Source organism: Deltaproteobacteria bacterium, assembly GCA_021737785.1.
In the GTDB taxonomy this organism is placed as follows: Bacteria; Desulfobacterota; DSM-4660; order Desulfatiglandales; family Desulfatiglandaceae; genus AUK324.
Genome location: JAIPDI010000002.1, coordinates 117,424 through 133,370, shown reverse-complemented (window position 1 = coordinate 133,370; position 15,947 = coordinate 117,424). Strand labels below are relative to the sequence as shown.

Here is a 15,947-nt window from a genome sequence, read left to right as displayed (position 1 = left end):
AGTACGCTAAAGTGCCTAAAATTATAAGTGATCAAAAGGCTCACGACTGAATCCCGGATGAGAGGTCTACAGGTTTTCGTTTCTGGTTATTGAGATGATACAAAAGACTTAAGAATAAGTCCTCTCCCTAAACTTTTGGCATTTTAGGCACTGCCCTTAATGTTCCCTCCCCGCGATCCGTCGAATGGCGCGGGCCGTTATCTCCATCTCCTCAAGAGTATTGAAGTACCCCATACTGAGCCGGACCGTACCCTCGGGGAAGGTCTTCAGGGTCTTGTGGGCAATGGGCGCACAGTGAAGCCCGGTTCTTACCAGGATATCGTATTCGGTGCTCAGGATGTTTCCGACCTCGGCCGGGTAGACATCCTCTTCCATGAGTTCCAGATTGACCGATCCGCACCCGCCGTAATCATACCGGTCGCCTTCCGGAAGGAGGCTGTCAAAGGTGAGGGAGAGGGTAGAGGTCTGTGCTTCAGCATTCAATGGTCCGTAAATGGTTAATCCGGCCACATCATAAAGGGCCGAAAGGAGTGCCTTGGTAAGGGCCTTCTCATGCTCCCGAATGGTTTCCACGCCGGTTTCAAGTATGAACTCTACGGCCGCGCCCAGGCCGGCAAGCCCTACATTGTTGCGGGTCCCGCTTTCCAGTATATCAGGAAAAAAATCGGGTTGCAGCTCATTTTCCGAGACGCTTCCGGTACCGCCTCTTACCAATGGTCTGATGCTCATCCCCTCCCGGATGTACAGCCCGCCCGTTCCCTGGGGCCCCAGGAGGGCCTTATGGCCTGTAAAGGCCAGAAAATCAATGCCGGCATCCTCAACGTCAATGGGAAAACACCCGGCGGTCTGGGCCGCATCCACAAGAAGCGGGATATCGCCGATGGCCTGTTTGATCGCCTTTACATCCTGAATGGTTCCGCACACATTGGATGCGTGGTTGAGGATCATGAGTGCGGTGCTTTCCTGAATCAGAGGCGGGAGCGTCTCCGGATCCAGGCGACCCCGGAGGTCGCATGCCGCGATGGTGAGATGGATGATCCCCTCAGCCTCCAAATAACGGAGGGGCCGGAGGACCGAATTATGCTCCATGGAAGTGGTGATGACGTGATCGCCCGGATTGAGAAAGCCGGATATGACCGTGTTCAGGGCCTCTGTGACATTCAGGGTAAAGACGATCCGATTGGGGTCGGCGACATTAAAAAGGGTTGCCAGACTTTTCCTGGCATTTTCTATAATGCGGCCGGCCTCCACCGCCTTCCGGTGTCCGGCCCGGCCCGGGTTGGCCCCTATCTCGGTCATGAAGCGGACCATCGCCTCCATCACCTGAGGGGGCTTTGGAAAAGAGGTGGCGGCATTATCGAGGTAGATGAAGCGTTTCATGCTGGACCCTGGATACTGGATGCTGGATGCTGGATGCTGGATCCTGCTTCTCCTCTACTGCTTACTCCCTACTCCCTGCTCCCCGCAGCTTTTCTGTGGCCTCCTCATCGACCTGAAGGGTCGCGGGATCAATGACCACGCCGTAGTCCTCACGGGCACTGTCAACGCTGACATACCCGTCGATCACATCCGCTTCCACCTGTTCCGGAGGCCGTTTCAACGGATCGCCGAATCCGCCGCCCCCTGCAGCATCCATGGTGACCCGGTCCCCCGGGCCGAATTGAGACAATCCGTAGGGATTTCCGTCAGCATCGTTGATCAGAAACCGGGCCTTGGCGCCGTCCCTGCCGCTGAACAGACCCTCGGGAGGATAGCGGAATCTCCCGGACTGGATGCCCAGGTTCACCGGGGGAATAGGGGCATATTCATCATCAGGGACCCGGAAAAGGACTCTTCTTCCCAGGCCGCCCCTCTGCTTTCCCGGCCCCCCGGAATCGGTCAGCAGTTCCCTCTTCTCCACGATCAGGGGGGTATCGCTCTCAAATATTTCCACCGGCGTATTGGCCCCGTTGGCCGGGAAGATGTAGTCGTAGTACCCGTCATTGCGGGCGCTCGCCCCCATGCCGCCCCCCCGGATGATGACGGCGTGCCAGGGGGTCGCGTCATGTCGTTTGCCGTAGAACACATTCATGGTGGCCGGGGTTCCGCCGCTCCCGGCAATGACCCGTTCCGGAAGGGCATCGGCCATGGCCCGGTAGATGATTTCCGTCATAAAATGGCCGATCTGCATTCGGGCCGCCACGGCTGCGGGGAACCGGCAGTTGACCACGCTCCCCTCCGGCGCGGTCATGGTGATGGGCACGGCGCATCCGTCGTTATTGGGGATGTCCGGATCGAACATGCTCTTCATGGCCATGAACACATAGGCATAGGTAAAGTTGTAGACCACGTTGCCTCCCCAGTCCACCTGAGGCGAAGAACCGGCAAGGTCCACATGGATGGCGTCGCCTGACACGTGAACGGCCGCCTTGATGACCACGTCTTTCTTCCCCTCCATCTGCTCTACGATCCCCTCTGCCCGGTAGATGCCGTCCGGCACCTTCTGGATGGCGTCGCGCATGCTTTTCTCTGTGCGGCCGATAATTTCATCCGCCAGGTCATCCAGGCCGTCCAGGTGATATTCATCCAGCATCTGGCAGATCTTTTCAGCGCACACATGATTGGCCGCGATCTGCGAGCGGATGTCTCCGGTCACCTCGTCGGGCGTACGGACATTCCAGCGGATCATATCGACGACCGCCTGGTTGGGGACGCCCCCTGCCTCCAGTTTCACCAGGGGGATGAAGAGACCGTCTTCAAATACGTCATGGTTGTCGGAAGATACCCTCCCCCCGATGTCGGAGTGGTGGAACACGCAGGCGGTCCATCCGGTGAGTCGGTCCCTGTGAAAGATGGGACTCATGACGCAGACATCGTTCAGGTGGCCGGCCAGGGCCCAGGGGTCGTTGGTGATATATACGTCGCCCGGCCCGAAGCTGTCCGGCGGGAGGTCGTTGACCAGCTTCTTGATCCCCAGGGCCATGGCCCCGGACTGACCCGGGGTGGCAAAGGACCCCTGCGCCAGTTCTCTCCCCTTCCGGTCCGTAAACATGCAGGTGTAGTCGTGGGCGTCTCTGAGCAGGCTCGAAAAAGCCGTTCGTGCCACCGAACTGTCGGCCTCGTCCACGATGGAGATCAACCGGCGCCAGAGTATCTCTAAGGTGATGGGATCAAATGTCTGCCCCATATCTTCCTCCTTCAATTTCATCCACGGATTTCACAGATTCTTTCCCGTTCTCAGTTCCGCGTTCCGAGCTCTGCGTTCACACTTTGTCAATCAATCCCCCAATTCAATCCACAGAAACCCGTATTCATCCACGGAAACAGCGGCGTCTTCTCCGACGATGACGGTGGATTCCCTCTCCTCGATAATGGCCGGGCCCTGGAAGTTAGCTCCGGGGAACAGCCTGTACCGGTCATAGACGGTGTAGGGGATAAAGTCTTTGACCAGGCCGGAATAGGCCGGGCGTCGGCCTTTTACGGCAGCTTCGAGGGAGGTTCGGTCGGTTTTCATTTTCGGCAGCTGAAGGAGCCGTTCAGGAAGACTGGCCCGTACCTTGAAATTGATGAACTCCACCGGGGAATCCGGATAGGTCCTGCCGTAGAGCCTTTTGTAGATCTCATCGAACCGCTTTCTTACGTCCTCCCTGTTCACCTCGGTGAAACGTCTTTCAGGTATGGGAATGGTGGTCTCAGACCCCTGGCCTACAAAGCGGGCATCCACGGAACGCTCGAATCGGATATCTTCGGCCTCTCCTGATTTCTGAAGGGTCCTTGCCCCCTCGGTCTCCATCTGCTGATAGATCTTCTCGATCTCGCTGAAATCCGCCTCTTTCAGCGGGACCTTGTGGCTCCTCACCATATCGAAGGCCCTGGGCGCGGTAAAAAATCCGAGCGCCGAGCCCACGCCCGCATTGGGCGGCACCAGGAGTCTCGGGGCGCCCAGCTTTTTCGCCAGTCCATAGCCATGCACCGGACCGGCCCCGCCAAAGGCCACCACGGTCACGATTTTGGGGTTGCCGCCCTTTTCGGCGATATGGGTCTTGGCTGCCCCGGCCATGGTCTCGTTGATGAGATCGTGGATGCCCCATACGGCCTGAATAAACGAAACCCCGAGGGGCCCGGCGATCTTTTCTTCAATGCCGCGTTGAGCCGCCTTCCTGTCTAGTCTCATCTCCCCGCCGAGGAAGTAATTTTCGTCCAGATAACCCAGAAGGAGGTCTGCGTCAGTAATCCCCGGTTCGGTCCCGCCCCTGGCATAACAGATGGGGCCGGGATCGGCACCGGAACTCTCGGGTCCCACCTGGAGGGTTCCCATCTTGCTGACCTTGGCGATGCTCCCGCCGCCGGCCCCGATCTCCATGAGATCCACGACCGGGACCTGGATGGTCAAACCGCTCCCCTTCATGAACCTCTGGACCCGGCCCACCTCAAAGGTGGGGACCACGCCGGCCACCCCTTTCTGGATCAGGCACGACTTGGCCGTGGTGCCGCCCATATCAAAACAGAACATCTCGGAAATATCGAACAGCTTCCCATAGTACTGCCCGGAGATGACTGCGGCCGTGGGGCCTGACTCGATGATCCGGACGGGAAATTCCGCGGCGGTCTCGATGGAGGTGATGCCCCCGCTGGAGAGCATGATGAAAAGCTTTCCTTCAAAACCGATGGATGACAGCCTTCCGGACAGACGGGAGAGGTAACGGCCGGTCAGTGGCTTGACATAGGCGTTGGTGGCCGTGGTGCTGGTCCGCTCATATTCCCGGATCTGGGGGAGGACCTCATAGGAGATGGAAACGGAGAGGTCAGGCGCCTCCTCTGTGATGATCTCTTTGATCATGAGTTCGTGGGCCGGGTTTTCAAAGGAGTTGAGGAGACACACGGCAATGGACTCCACGCCCATATGGATGAGTCTGCGCACCGCGTCCCTGGCCTCTGCCCGGTCCAGGGGGTGGATGACCGTCCCGTCACTTCTGACCCTCTCATCCACCTCCAGGCGAAATCGTCTGGGGATCAGGGGTTTGGGGAATTCCGCAAATACGTCATAGGGGGCGTAGCGGATCTCCCTCCCCAACTCCAGGACATCCCTGAAGCCTTTAGTGGTGATGAGCCCGGTCCTGGCGCCCTTTCTCTCGATAATGGAATTGATGACCAGAGTGGTGCCGTGAATCACCTCGTCCAGTTCCTGTACAAAACCCGAGGCCATCTGCTCCAGCTGCCGGATCCCCTGTTCCACCGCGTCCGAGGGGTCGGCCGGGGTGGTCAGACATTTGTTGATTTTGATATCGCCCGTCCGGTCGTTGAGCAGCACAAAGTCGGTAAAGGTGCCGCCGATGTCGCAGCCTAAGCGATAAAACCTGTCAGACATTCATTCCTCCCACATTGAAACTGGATACTGGATATCCCTGTAATTGAAAATTGAAGAATGAAGAGTGAAGAGTCTAAGAACTGTCTGCCGGCCTCTGACTCCCGACTACTTCCGCTCTTTAAGCGCCGTCAAAATCTTCTCCGGGGTGATGGGGAGGGCTCGGATGCGGACGCCGATGGCGTCATAGACGGCATTGGCAATGGCCGGGGCCGTGGGGACCAGCCCGGGTTCGCCCACGCCCTTGGCGCCATAGGGACCGTCCGGATCCCCCGGTTCCACAATGACCGGTTCAATGGGGATCACGTCCATGGCGGTCAGCATCTGGTAGTCCCGAAAAGAGGGGTTCATGACCCTCCCGTTCCGGACCTTGATCTCTTCTGTCAGACCGTAGCCCACGCCTGTGTAGGCGGCGCCATAGATCTGGCCCAGCAGGAGGGTCGGGTTCATGGCCTTGCCCACGTCGTGGGCCGCCACCAGCTTGAGGATCTTGACCTCTCCGGTCTCTTCATCCACCTCCACCTCCACCCCGGAGGCTCCGAAGGCATAGGTCATGGAGAGGTTGCCCATCATGTCGCGGTTCAGCATCTCCGTGGGCGGGTCATAAAAGGCCTCGGCCGCCACCACCCGGCTCTGGCCGATCCCCACATGAAGGCCGTTTTGCAGAATCGCGGCAATGGGAACTTTAAAGTACGGGTGTTCCGGCGCCCTTTTGGGAAAGATCATCCGGTCCCTGATGTCCATATCTTCCGGATCGGCGATCAGCCCATAATCCAGGTCCGGTTCCACAAATTCCGGGTCCTTCCGCTTCATCCGCTTGAAATTTGCCTTGACGATCTTGGGGATCAGTTCCACCGCCATATCGAGGATCTGTCTTTTCGCCTTTCCGCAGGCGATACGCGCGGCGTTGCCTGCCATAAAGGTGTGACGGCTGGCGTGGGTTCCGGCATCCCAGAGGGCAAGGGCCGTATCCCCGAAAGTCAGGAAGATGTCTTCGGGCCTTACCCCCAGGGCCTCGGCAACGATCTGGGAGATGACGGTCGGCGATCCCTGGCCCTGATCGGTCCCGCTCTCGATGACGTCCACGTGTCCGAATTCATCCAACTTCAGCATGATGCCGTGGCCGTCCGATTTGGTGACCCTGGCACCCCCGGCCACATGAATGAGGGAGGCCATGCCCAGGCCGCGGCCCTTTTGCTTCCCCCGTTTTTCGTCCCACCGGAGTTTTTCCTTTACGGCCGTGATGCATTCCTCAAAGCCGCAGGAGGTGATCTTGAGCTTCATGGGGGTCTCGTCGCCCGGGCGGTTGCGGTTGATGAACCTGAAGTCGGCAGGATCGATACCTGCCGCTTCAGCCAGGGAATCCATGGAAGTCTCCACGGCAAAGGTGGCCTGGGGATTGCCGTATCCCCTCATGGCCTGGGCATAGATATTGTTGGTATAGACGCAGGTGGCCTTGAAATAGACATTGGGAACCCGGTAGAGGGACGACATGGGCATGATCATCACGGATGGGGTGGTGGCCCCCCAGGAGGTGTAGGCCCCGTTATCCAGGATGGCCTCGCAATGCCTGAATATAAGTCTTCCTTCCTTGTCGCATCCCTGCTCGATGGTAAAGACCGCAGGTTGCCTTGGCGGCAGGGCAAAGAATTCCTCCTCCCGGTCAAAGATGATTTTGACGGGTTTGCGGGTTTTGAGGGCAAGCTGGATGGCGATAAATTCATATATGTCGGTATCCAGCTTGGTCCCGAAGCTTCCTCCCACCACCGGGTTCACGACCCGGATCTTTTTCCCGGCCAGGCCGATCCGTTCGAAATACTCGGAGATCCTGCTGATGTGGCCGAAGATGACATTGGTCTGGTCATAAAGGGTCAGGTGGTTGTTCTGGTCAAACTCGGCAACGCACCCGCTCGTCCCCATGCAGCACTGATTGACCCAGGTGGTGCTCACCGTGTCTTTGGTGATGCAGGCGGCATCCTTTCGGGCCTGTTCCATATCCCCCACCGCGAATTTCCAGGGAAGGGGAAGGATGTTGCTCTTAAGGGGCCGGCCCCTGGCATCTGTCTCGTGAATCAGAGGCGCTCCCTCTTTCATGGCCTCGAACGGATCAAACACTGCAGGAAGCTTTTCGTATTCCACCTCAATGAGGCTGAGGGCTTCCTCTGCGATTTCGGGGCTGATGGCCGCGACCGCCGCCACCTCATCCCTGAACTGGCGGACCACATCCTTTTTGAGCACGGTCTGGTCCTTTAAAAATCCGACCCTTACGTCGGGAATATCCTGTCCGGTCAGGACGGCCCTGACCCCCTGGAGCCGTTCGGCCCGGGACGTATCGATGTGCTTGATCCTGGCATGGGCATGGGCGCTGTAAAGTATTTTCCCGTAAAGCATTCCGGGACGTTTCAGGTCGTTGATGTAGACCGCCTTGCCGGTCACCTTGTCCGCCTCGATGGTCCTGGGGATGCTCTTTCCTACAAAGAGATTGTCAGGCATCTTCTCCTCCATTTCTATTTGTCCGCCCCGGCGGCCATTTCTATCGACTCGACAATCTGCACATATCCGGTGCAGCGGCAGAAATTGCCTGAAATGCTTTTCCTGATGTCGTCTTCATTCGGGGCAGGGTTCTCGTCCAGGAGGGCCTTCGCAGACATGATCATCCCGGAGGTACAGAAGCCGCACTGGACCCCGTTATTTTCCAAGAAAGCCTTTTGTATGGGATGAAGAGCGCCGTCCTGCGCTGCAACCCCCTCGATAGTGGTGATGGTCTTTCCTTCTGCTTCGGGGACAGGATAGAGGCATGAATTGACAGCCTGTCCATCCACGATGACCGTGCAGGCCCCGCACTCTCCCACGCCGCACCCTTCCTTGGCGCCCGTCAGTTCAAAGTATTCCCGCAGGGTTTTCAGAAGCGTCCAGGTCACCGGCACCTCGGCCGTGACAGGGTCCCCGTTCAGGATGAACGAAACCGATATCTTTTTCATGGCAGTCTCCTTGCAAAAGAGAGTTTTAAGTGATCTAAAGTGAACTAAAGTGACTTAAGTGGGTGGAAAGGACGTATTCGACCCAATTGACCAAAGGGACTGAAATTCGCGCCGTGGTTGTCAGACTTTGGGCCATTGTGTGTTCGTTAACTTTAGTCATTTCAGGCACTTTAAACTTTAGACACTTGTTCTTATCCGTTGGGCCGCCAGCCTCGCCATGCGGGGGACATAGGCCTCGATGATCTCGGCCCGATACCACGCCTCGCCCCTCAGACTGTCTCTGAGGGTGCAGCATTCGGTGGATGCCGCAATCCTCCCCGCCTCCGCCAGCACCGTGTCGTCCATGGGCTTTCCTGCCAGGAATTCCTCGGCCTTGTGGGCCCGGATCGGCGTGGGTGCGGCCACTGTCAGGGCGATCCTGGAGTCTGAAATCGTCCTCTTGTCGAGCCGCAGCGAGACAGCAATGCCCACGATGGGGAGATTCATGGCTTTTCTTCTGGACTGTTTCCAGTAGGCGCTTCCGAATCGTTCCATGTGAGCCGGTATCCGGATCTCGGTGACCACCTCGGTCTCTTTTCTAACCGTCTTGTAGGTACCGGTAAAAAATTCCGTAACAGGCACAACACGTTCTCCATCAGGGCCCTGCAGCAGGACCTGAGCGTCCAGCGCCAGGAGCGGACCGGCCGTGTCGGCCGAGGGGGCCGCATTGCAGATATTCCCGGCGAGGGTGGCCACATTGCGGACCTGGACCGAACCGATCCGGGAGGCCCCCTCATGGAGGGCCGTCAACTCCTTTTGAATCAGATCAGACTGCTCCAGCATCCTGTGGGTGGCGAGCGCCCCGATATGATAGCCCCCGTTCTTCCGGATATAGGAGAGATCCTTGAGACCCCTTAAGGAAATGAGCACCTCAGGGGCCCTTTTTGTATTCCGGATCTTGACCATTACATCGGTGCCCCCGGCGATCAGGGCTGCCTTGTGGCCGTATTCCCTGAGAAGAGTAAAGACCTCTTCCAGGCTTTCGGGTTTTCTGTAATCATAGTCGATCATTTCAACACCCCATAGAGAGTGAAAATTGATGTCTCGGAATTTTGTACAACTTATTGTAATCATATACTTTTTGATATCGGTTTTGAGTGCTCTGGATCTGGAATGATGGAATATTGGAATCATGGAATGTTGGGAATGAGAAGCGGAAGAAATCACATTCGAATTGTCTTGATTCCGTTAAGCCCATTATTCCAGTGTTCCAGCATTCCAACATTCCAGTTGTCCCTAATCCATCTCCCGGTTGTCGAATACCCGCTTGCTCTTTCTCTCCGATCTGGGCAATGCGCCGTATTCGAAAAGCGCAATCTCCGCGGTGACCATGATCTGCTTTTTGATCTCTGTCCGAATCTTCATGGCCAATTCCCCATCACGATCCGGACCCACCCCCTGGCCCCGTTCCACCTTGAGGGTCATGTAGTCTTTCCCGTCTGCTTTTCTTTCCAAGAAGATCTGATACTCGCTGCCGATCCCCTCCATTCCGGAAAGGGCGTGATCCACCTGGCCCGGATAGATGTTGACGGCCCTGAAGATGATCATATCATCGGAACGCCCCAGGAGACGATCGTGTCTGGGGAGGATGGAACCGCAGGGACACGGGCCCGGAATGATCTTGGTGAGGTCACGGGTCCGGTAACGGATCAGCGGCGCCGCCTCCTTTCTGAGGGTGGTTACCACCATCTCGCCTGTCTCCCCTTCAGGCACCGGCTCCAGGGTGTCCGGGTCCAGGATCTCCAGGATGTAATAATCGGCCCAGTAATGGATACCCGTGTGGAAGGGACAATCCAGGCCGGTGCCCGGGCCGTAGAGCTCTGTCATGCCCGGTATATCGAACATGTGTTCGATCCCCAGAAGGTCTCGGATACGCCTTCTCATGGCGTCGCTGGAGCGCTCGGAGCCGAATATCATTTTTTTCAGATGGATCTTGTCCCGGATACCCCGCTTATGGACCTCTTCCGCCATCAGAAGCCCCATGGACGCGGTGCAGCACATGACAGAGGTCTGAAGATCCACCAGGAACTGGCATTGCATGTCGAGGTTTCCGGGCCCGGCGGGAATGGCCATGGCCCCGAAGGTCTCGCATCCCATCTGGAAGCTGATGCCCGCTGTCCAGACCCCGTATCCCACGGCAATCTGGACCCGGTCTTCAGGGGTCAGCTCCGCCATCTCGTAGCAGCGGGCAAAGAAATGGCTCCAATCCTCGATATCTTTCCGGGTATAGCAGAGGATTTTCCGTTTTCCCGTGGTTCCCGACGATGCGTGAATCCGCACGACCTTTTCAAGGGGAACCGAGAGGAGGGGAAAGGGGTATCCTTCCTGCAGGTCCTTGGAGGTGGTGAAGGGAAGGCGCCTCAAATCATTGAGCGAACGGATATCCCCGGGCCTAACCCCGGCCTTGTCCAGTTTGTGTTTGTAGACAGGAGATCCGTTGTAGGCGTGCGCCACGGTCCACTTGAGTCCTTCCAATTGATGGGCCTTCAGTTCCTCCTCTGTCTTCATGTCAGGCATAAAGCGTTTCGGCATTTTTCAGTTCACCTCTATGTGATTTATGATTGTTGATTGTCGATTGATGATTGAACTTCTATTCCTAAGTGGACAAAAAGGAGTCCTGGAGCGATGCTAGCCAAAAAGTGCAAAACCGGTTTGCCTTTCTACTCCAAAAAGCCACTACGTCCTTTATTACTTCATCGCAACTGAACATCAGGGATTTTCCATCCGGGTCCCAATCAGCAATCATCAATTATCAATCAACAATCCTATTTCGCCATGTTCGGTATGATCAAAACGATATCCGGAAAAATAATCAAAATTATGATGCAGACGACGCAGGCCATGAGAAAATAACTCACACTCTTGAAGATGGTGCTGAGTTCGATTTCAGGGGCCAGGGCCTTTACCACGTATATGTTGACACCCACAGGGGGGGTGATGGCCCCCATGGTGGTGACCATGGTCAGCAGGATGGAATACCAGATGGGATCAAAGCCGAGCGCCATGCCCAGGGGAAAGAAAATGGGGATGGTCATGACCAGAAATCCGAGGGAGTCCACGAAGCAGCCTCCGATGAGATAGATGATGAGAATAAAGCTCAGGATGACATAAGGGGAGACCGGGAGGGAAGAGGCAACCTCGGCAATCATAAAGGGAATCCGGGTCACGGCCAGGAAGCGTCCGAAGATGATGGCCCCCGTGACCAGGAAAAAGACCATGCTTGTGATCTTAAGGCTCTCCATCATGGAGCTGACAAACTTTTTCCAGGTCAGTCTCCGTGTGATGACGGTAACGGCCAGGGCAAAGAAAACACCCACGGCCCCTGCCTCGGTAGGAGTGAAAAGCCCCGAATAGAGGCCCCCGATGACCAGCACGAAGATAACGAGGGCCTCCACGACTCCCCACAGGGATTTCCATTTTTCTTTCCAGCTTGTCTTTGGCGCTGCAGGACCGTACTGGGGATAGATCCGGCACAGCACGAAAATGGTGAGGACGAAAAGGAGCCCCAGGACAATGGCCGGAAGAATCCCGCCCAGGAAAAGGTCGATGATGGATTGTTCGGTCTGAAGCCCGATGACGATGAGGACCACACTGGGCGGCATGACCGTTCCCAGGGTGCCGCCGGTCACCACGGTCCCGCTGCTCAGCCGGGTGTCATAGTTGTACTTTTTCATCTGGGGAAGGGCCACGGTCCCCATGGTGGCGGCCGTTGCCGTATTGGAACCGCAGATGGCCGCAAAGAGTTCGTCGGCGCCGATGGTGGCAATGGCAAGCCCTCCCCGCCACTGACCCACCCATTTGTATGCCGCCGCGTATAGCCGCTCCGCAATCCCAGAGTTGAAGGCGATATATCCGAGCAGGATGAAGAGGGGAATCACGGTCAGGCCGTACTTGGAAAACGTCGTCCAGACATCCGTGGCCACCACGTTGATGGCAGCCTCGAAGGAAACCGCATACCAGAAACCGCAAAAGCCCACGATCCCCATGGCGAACCCCACGGGCATGCCGAGGAAAAACAGAACCAGAAGGAGAACCACAATGCCCAACAGCCCGACCAGGGTCATACTCATGGGGTGCCCTCCTTTGTCTGGGAAATGGAGCGCAGCAGATTTGTCAGAAAGATCAGGGAGAGGGTGGCGCAGCCCAGGGCTACGGCATAGACGAAGGGGTAGTAGACAATCCGCAGGGTCTCGGTGATCTCCCCGGTGTTCCGCAGGGTCGTGCCATACCGGGTAATCCGCCAGGCCACCAGCCCGAAAAAGACCATGCAGATGAGGTTATTGATACCCTCCAGTGCCCTCCGGGTCTTTGGAGAAAATCCCAGAACCAGGAGGTCAACCGAGATATGGCCTCGATGGAGTTGGGTGTATCCAAGGGCAAAGGCCGTCAGCACTGCCCCGAAATAGCCCATGAGTTCATAGGTGCCCTGGATCGGGACCCAAACGCTCCGCAGGAAGATATTGGCGCAGGTCAGAAAGATCATCACGATCAGCAAGCCGCACCCTATGGCCATGAGAAGGCGGTTGAGGGCCAGTGCGAATTTATTCAGAAATGCCATTTCTTTCCTCTGTAAAGACTCTTTCCCCTCATCCGCCGCCCTGCAAATGAATCCGCGTGTGCAGCGGGGAGAGGGGCAAGAGGAATGAGTGAGCTATTTGCCCTGGTGCTTCTTGCTGAAGGCCTTCATGTCGTCCACAATGGCCGCACCGGGGAGACCCTTGGCATTGGCGTTTTCGATCCACTTGGCGGTAATGGGGGCCATCTTCTCGTTCCAGAGGGCCATTTCAGCCGGGGGGAGTTCATAGATTTTGATATCGTAGTTTTCTTTGGACCAGGCAATGGACTTATTCACATGATCATCCATGTACTTGCCGGTCCATTCGGCCTGCTCCACCCTCAGGTCGTCAAAGACCTTTTTGACGTCTTCGGGCAGGCTGTTCCATTTGGCCATGTTCATCACCACGGCAAACGGGTAGATGGGACCGTTGAAGATGGTGACATTACGACAGAGTTCGGCATATTTGAAATCCATGAGGGTTTCGAGCGAGGAAACCGCCCCTTTCACCACCCCCTTCTGGAGGGCCTCCGGGGTCTCGGACTGGGGCATGCCCACAGGGGTGCCGCCCAGGGCCTTGAGCACCTCGGCCACGCCGCCCGATGCCCGCAGTTGGAGTCCCTTTAGGTCTGCGAGGGTGTGAACCGGCACGTTGGCGTAGATGTTGGCAGGGGCGCAGGCGAACATGGTGAGGACCTTGACCTTGGAGAATTCTTCTGGTTTGTATTTATCGTAGAGGTCCCAAAGAACCAGGCTGGCTACGGTGGCATTGGGGAAACCCATCGGAAGGGCCGTGGCGTTGGTCACGATGAACCGACCCGGCTGATAGGCCATGCACAGACAGCCGATGTCCGCGGTCCCTGAAATGACGCCATCCATCATCCCTTTGGCGTCCACGAGCGTCCCTCCCGGGAAGGTTTGGACGGCGACCTTTCCATCGGTCCGTTTTTCAACCTCGGTTTTCCACCGTTCCATCTGGACGCAGGGGAAGGTGGGGGCCGGCGGGAAGTTGGCATAGGTGAGTTTGATCGGTCCTGCTGTCGCACTTGCCGGCATCCAGGCCATTGTGAAGACGGCTGCCAGAAAAATTCCGGCCACGATGAATCCTAAACTTTTTTTCATGATTCAGACCTCCTTAATTAATATGGACGAGTTGTTAACCAAAAGCCAACGTGGACGCTGATTTTTCACCCCCTTTCTTGACTCCCGCTGTAACCGTGTGAAGTGCCTGAAGTTATAAGTGCCTAAGATGCCTAAAGTGATCTAAAGTGCCTAAACGCACAGTGCTAGAATCCGTTGACGAATATTCATTCTTCATTCTTCACTCTTCATTCTTCATTTAAAAGATGCTCGGTTCCCTGTACTCACCGAAGACGTCTCTGAACAGATGGGCCATCTCGCCCACGGTTGCGTAGGATTTGCAGCAGTCCACCAGATACGGCATGACATTTTTCTTTTGGCGGGCCGCCTCCTCCAGGGCCTTGAGGGATCGGCTTACAGCGGTGTTGTCCCTCTCCTGTTTGAGTTTTCGAAGCCGATCAATCTGGAGCTGGGCCCATGCGTCATTATACTCATGGAGTTCTACTTCCATATCAACACCTTCCGTATATTTGTTGACGCCGACCTTTATCACCTCCCCTGACTGAAGCTTCTTTTCAAATTCATAGGCCTGCCGCCCTACCTCCCTCTGAACATATCCCGAGGCCACCGCCTCCACCATGCCCCCCATCTTCTCCACCTTTTCCATCTCTTCCAGGATCTTCTCTTCCATCTGCTTGGTGAGGGTCTCCATAAAATACGAACCGGCAAGGGGGTCCACCGTATCCCGGAGACCGATCTCGTCCATGAGGATCTGGAAGGTGCGGAGGGACAGGAGGGCCGCGCGTTCAGTGGGAATGGTGTAGGCCTCGTCAAAGGAGCAGAGGGCCGTGGTCTGTGCCCCGGAAAGGGCCGCGGCCAGGGCATAATAGGCGCCGCGCATAATGTTGTTCTCAGGTTGCTGCTTGGTCATGCCCGAGCCTCCCCCGCCGAATATGCCTCGGAGAAAGAGGGCCTTTTCATTTTGAACCCCATATCGCTGCCGCAGGAGTTTGGCCCACAGCTTCCGGGCAGCCCTGAACTTGGCCACGGTCTCCCACAGATTTCCGTAGATATTCAGGTTGAATGAGAACCGGCCCACAAAATCCTCGGCCCTGTATCCACGGGCAACCACATTGTCGATATAGGCAAAGGCGATCATGAAGGCGTAGGAGATCTCCTGGGCCGGGGTGCAGCCGGACTCCCGGATATGATACCCGCAGATGGAAACCGGGTTGCACCTGGGGAGTTCCTTCATGGCGTATTCGATGGTGTCTCCGATCAGCCGCACGGCCGGTTCCACGGGATAGATCCATGCCCCCCGGCCGACGATTTCCTTGAGGATGTCATTCTGGGGGGTTGCGGAAATTTCCGTCTTTTGATACCCGAACCCCTCCGCCACGGACTGATACATGGCCAGCATGATGGATGCGACCGCATTGATGGTGAGTCCGCTCCCGATGCGGTTGAGTTGAATGTCCTTGAAGGCGATCTCGAAATCCCTCAGGGAGTCTACGGCCATCCCGACCCGCCCCACTTCACCTTCTGCCATCTCGTCATCGGAATCGTAGCCCATCTGTGTGGGAAGGTCAAAGGCCACATTGAGACCGGTCTGGCCGTGGGAGATCATCAGCTTGAACCGCTCGTTGGTCTCCTCGGGCGTGCCGAATCCGGTATACTGCCGGGTGGTCCAGTTACGGCTTCTGTAACCCAACGGATGGATGCTTCGGGTAAAAGGGAATTCTCCGGCCTCCCCTAAATCGCTCTGGTAATCGAAGCCGATTTCCTCGAGATCTTTAGGCGTATAGACCGGCTTCACCTTGATGCCGGACTGCAAAAGGACCTCCTTGATGGCATCCTTCTCATCTTTGATATATGTTGCTACTCCCATGTCCGCCTCTCCTGTCAGATGTTGGAGGTTATGTAATGTGGAAGCGCTTTTCGGCTTTCC

General features: G+C 56.7%; 11 protein-coding genes. All 11 read right to left on the bottom strand.

Annotated elements, in window-relative coordinates; genetic code table 11:
• Positions 1-156: 156 nt before the first annotated feature.
• On the bottom strand, positions 157-1,380 hold the full coding sequence (locus tag K9N21_02050; GenBank protein MCF8142682.1) for an aminotransferase class V-fold PLP-dependent enzyme: 1,224 nt from the start codon (positions 1,378-1,380) through the stop codon (positions 157-159).
• Positions 1,381-1,441: 61 nt separating this feature from the next.
• Positions 1,442-3,166, bottom strand: a complete 1,725-nt coding sequence (locus K9N21_02045) for a hydantoinase B/oxoprolinase family protein (GenBank protein MCF8142681.1) — start codon at positions 3,164-3,166, stop codon at positions 1,442-1,444.
• 90 nt (positions 3,167-3,256) lie between these two features.
• Positions 3,257-5,347: a hydantoinase/oxoprolinase family protein gene (locus K9N21_02040; protein MCF8142680.1), complete on the bottom strand. Its 2,091-nt coding sequence runs from the start codon at positions 5,345-5,347 to the stop codon at positions 3,257-3,259.
• 105 nt (positions 5,348-5,452) lie between these two features.
• The gene (locus tag K9N21_02035; protein ID MCF8142679.1) at positions 5,453-7,837 is read right to left on the bottom strand and encodes a xanthine dehydrogenase family protein molybdopterin-binding subunit; all 2,385 of its coding nucleotides are present in this window, start codon (positions 7,835-7,837) and stop codon (positions 5,453-5,455) included.
• Positions 7,838-7,851: 14 nt separating this feature from the next.
• On the bottom strand, positions 7,852-8,325 hold the full coding sequence (locus K9N21_02030; GenBank protein MCF8142678.1) for a (2Fe-2S)-binding protein: 474 nt from the start codon (positions 8,323-8,325) through the stop codon (positions 7,852-7,854).
• A gap of 177 nt (positions 8,326-8,502) precedes the next feature.
• Complete coding sequence (locus tag K9N21_02025) at positions 8,503-9,375, bottom strand: FAD binding domain-containing protein (GenBank protein MCF8142677.1); 873 nt, start codon at positions 9,373-9,375, stop codon at positions 8,503-8,505.
• Positions 9,376-9,600: 225 nt separating this feature from the next.
• The gene (locus K9N21_02020; GenBank protein ID MCF8142676.1) at positions 9,601-10,896 is read right to left on the bottom strand and encodes a phenylacetate--CoA ligase; all 1,296 of its coding nucleotides are present in this window, start codon (positions 10,894-10,896) and stop codon (positions 9,601-9,603) included.
• A 233-nt stretch (positions 10,897-11,129) separates the two neighbouring features.
• On the bottom strand, positions 11,130-12,434 hold the full coding sequence (locus tag K9N21_02015) for a TRAP transporter large permease (GenBank protein ID MCF8142675.1): 1,305 nt from the start codon (positions 12,432-12,434) through the stop codon (positions 11,130-11,132).
• Positions 12,431-12,922, bottom strand: coding sequence for a TRAP transporter small permease (locus K9N21_02010; GenBank protein ID MCF8142674.1), 492 nt, complete (start codon positions 12,920-12,922; stop codon positions 12,431-12,433). Before K9N21_02010 ends, K9N21_02015 begins: the two co-directional genes overlap by 4 nt.
• A 93-nt stretch (positions 12,923-13,015) precedes the next feature.
• Entirely contained in the window at positions 13,016-14,041 is a 1,026-nt protein-coding gene (locus K9N21_02005; protein ID MCF8142673.1) for a TRAP transporter substrate-binding protein, read from the bottom strand.
• A 217-nt stretch (positions 14,042-14,258) separates the two neighbouring features.
• Positions 14,259-15,887, bottom strand: a complete 1,629-nt coding sequence (locus K9N21_02000; GenBank protein ID MCF8142672.1) for a methylmalonyl-CoA mutase — start codon at positions 15,885-15,887, stop codon at positions 14,259-14,261.
• Positions 15,888-15,947 lie beyond the last annotated feature (60 nt).

Coding starts and splice junctions, on each gene's coding strand:
- K9N21_02050 (MCF8142682.1), bottom strand. CDS start 1,380: ATGAAACGCTTCATCTACCTCGATAATGCCGCCACCTCTTTTCCAAAG.
- K9N21_02045 (MCF8142681.1), bottom strand. CDS start 3,166: ATGGGGCAGACATTTGATCCCATCACCTTAGAGATACTCTGGCGCCGG.
- K9N21_02040 (MCF8142680.1), bottom strand. CDS start 5,347: ATGTCTGACAGGTTTTATCGCTTAGGCTGCGACATCGGCGGCACCTTT.
- K9N21_02035 (MCF8142679.1), bottom strand. CDS start 7,837: ATGCCTGACAATCTCTTTGTAGGAAAGAGCATCCCCAGGACCATCGAG.
- K9N21_02030 (MCF8142678.1), bottom strand. CDS start 8,325: ATGAAAAAGATATCGGTTTCGTTCATCCTGAACGGGGACCCTGTCACG.
- K9N21_02025 (MCF8142677.1), bottom strand. CDS start 9,375: ATGATCGACTATGATTACAGAAAACCCGAAAGCCTGGAAGAGGTCTTT.
- K9N21_02020 (MCF8142676.1), bottom strand. CDS start 10,896: ATGCCGAAACGCTTTATGCCTGACATGAAGACAGAGGAGGAACTGAAG.
- K9N21_02015 (MCF8142675.1), bottom strand. CDS start 12,434: ATGAGTATGACCCTGGTCGGGCTGTTGGGCATTGTGGTTCTCCTTCTG.
- K9N21_02010 (MCF8142674.1), bottom strand. CDS start 12,922: ATGGCATTTCTGAATAAATTCGCACTGGCCCTCAACCGCCTTCTCATG.
- K9N21_02005 (MCF8142673.1), bottom strand. CDS start 14,041: ATGAAAAAAAGTTTAGGATTCATCGTGGCCGGAATTTTTCTGGCAGCC.
- K9N21_02000 (MCF8142672.1), bottom strand. CDS start 15,887: ATGGGAGTAGCAACATATATCAAAGATGAGAAGGATGCCATCAAGGAG.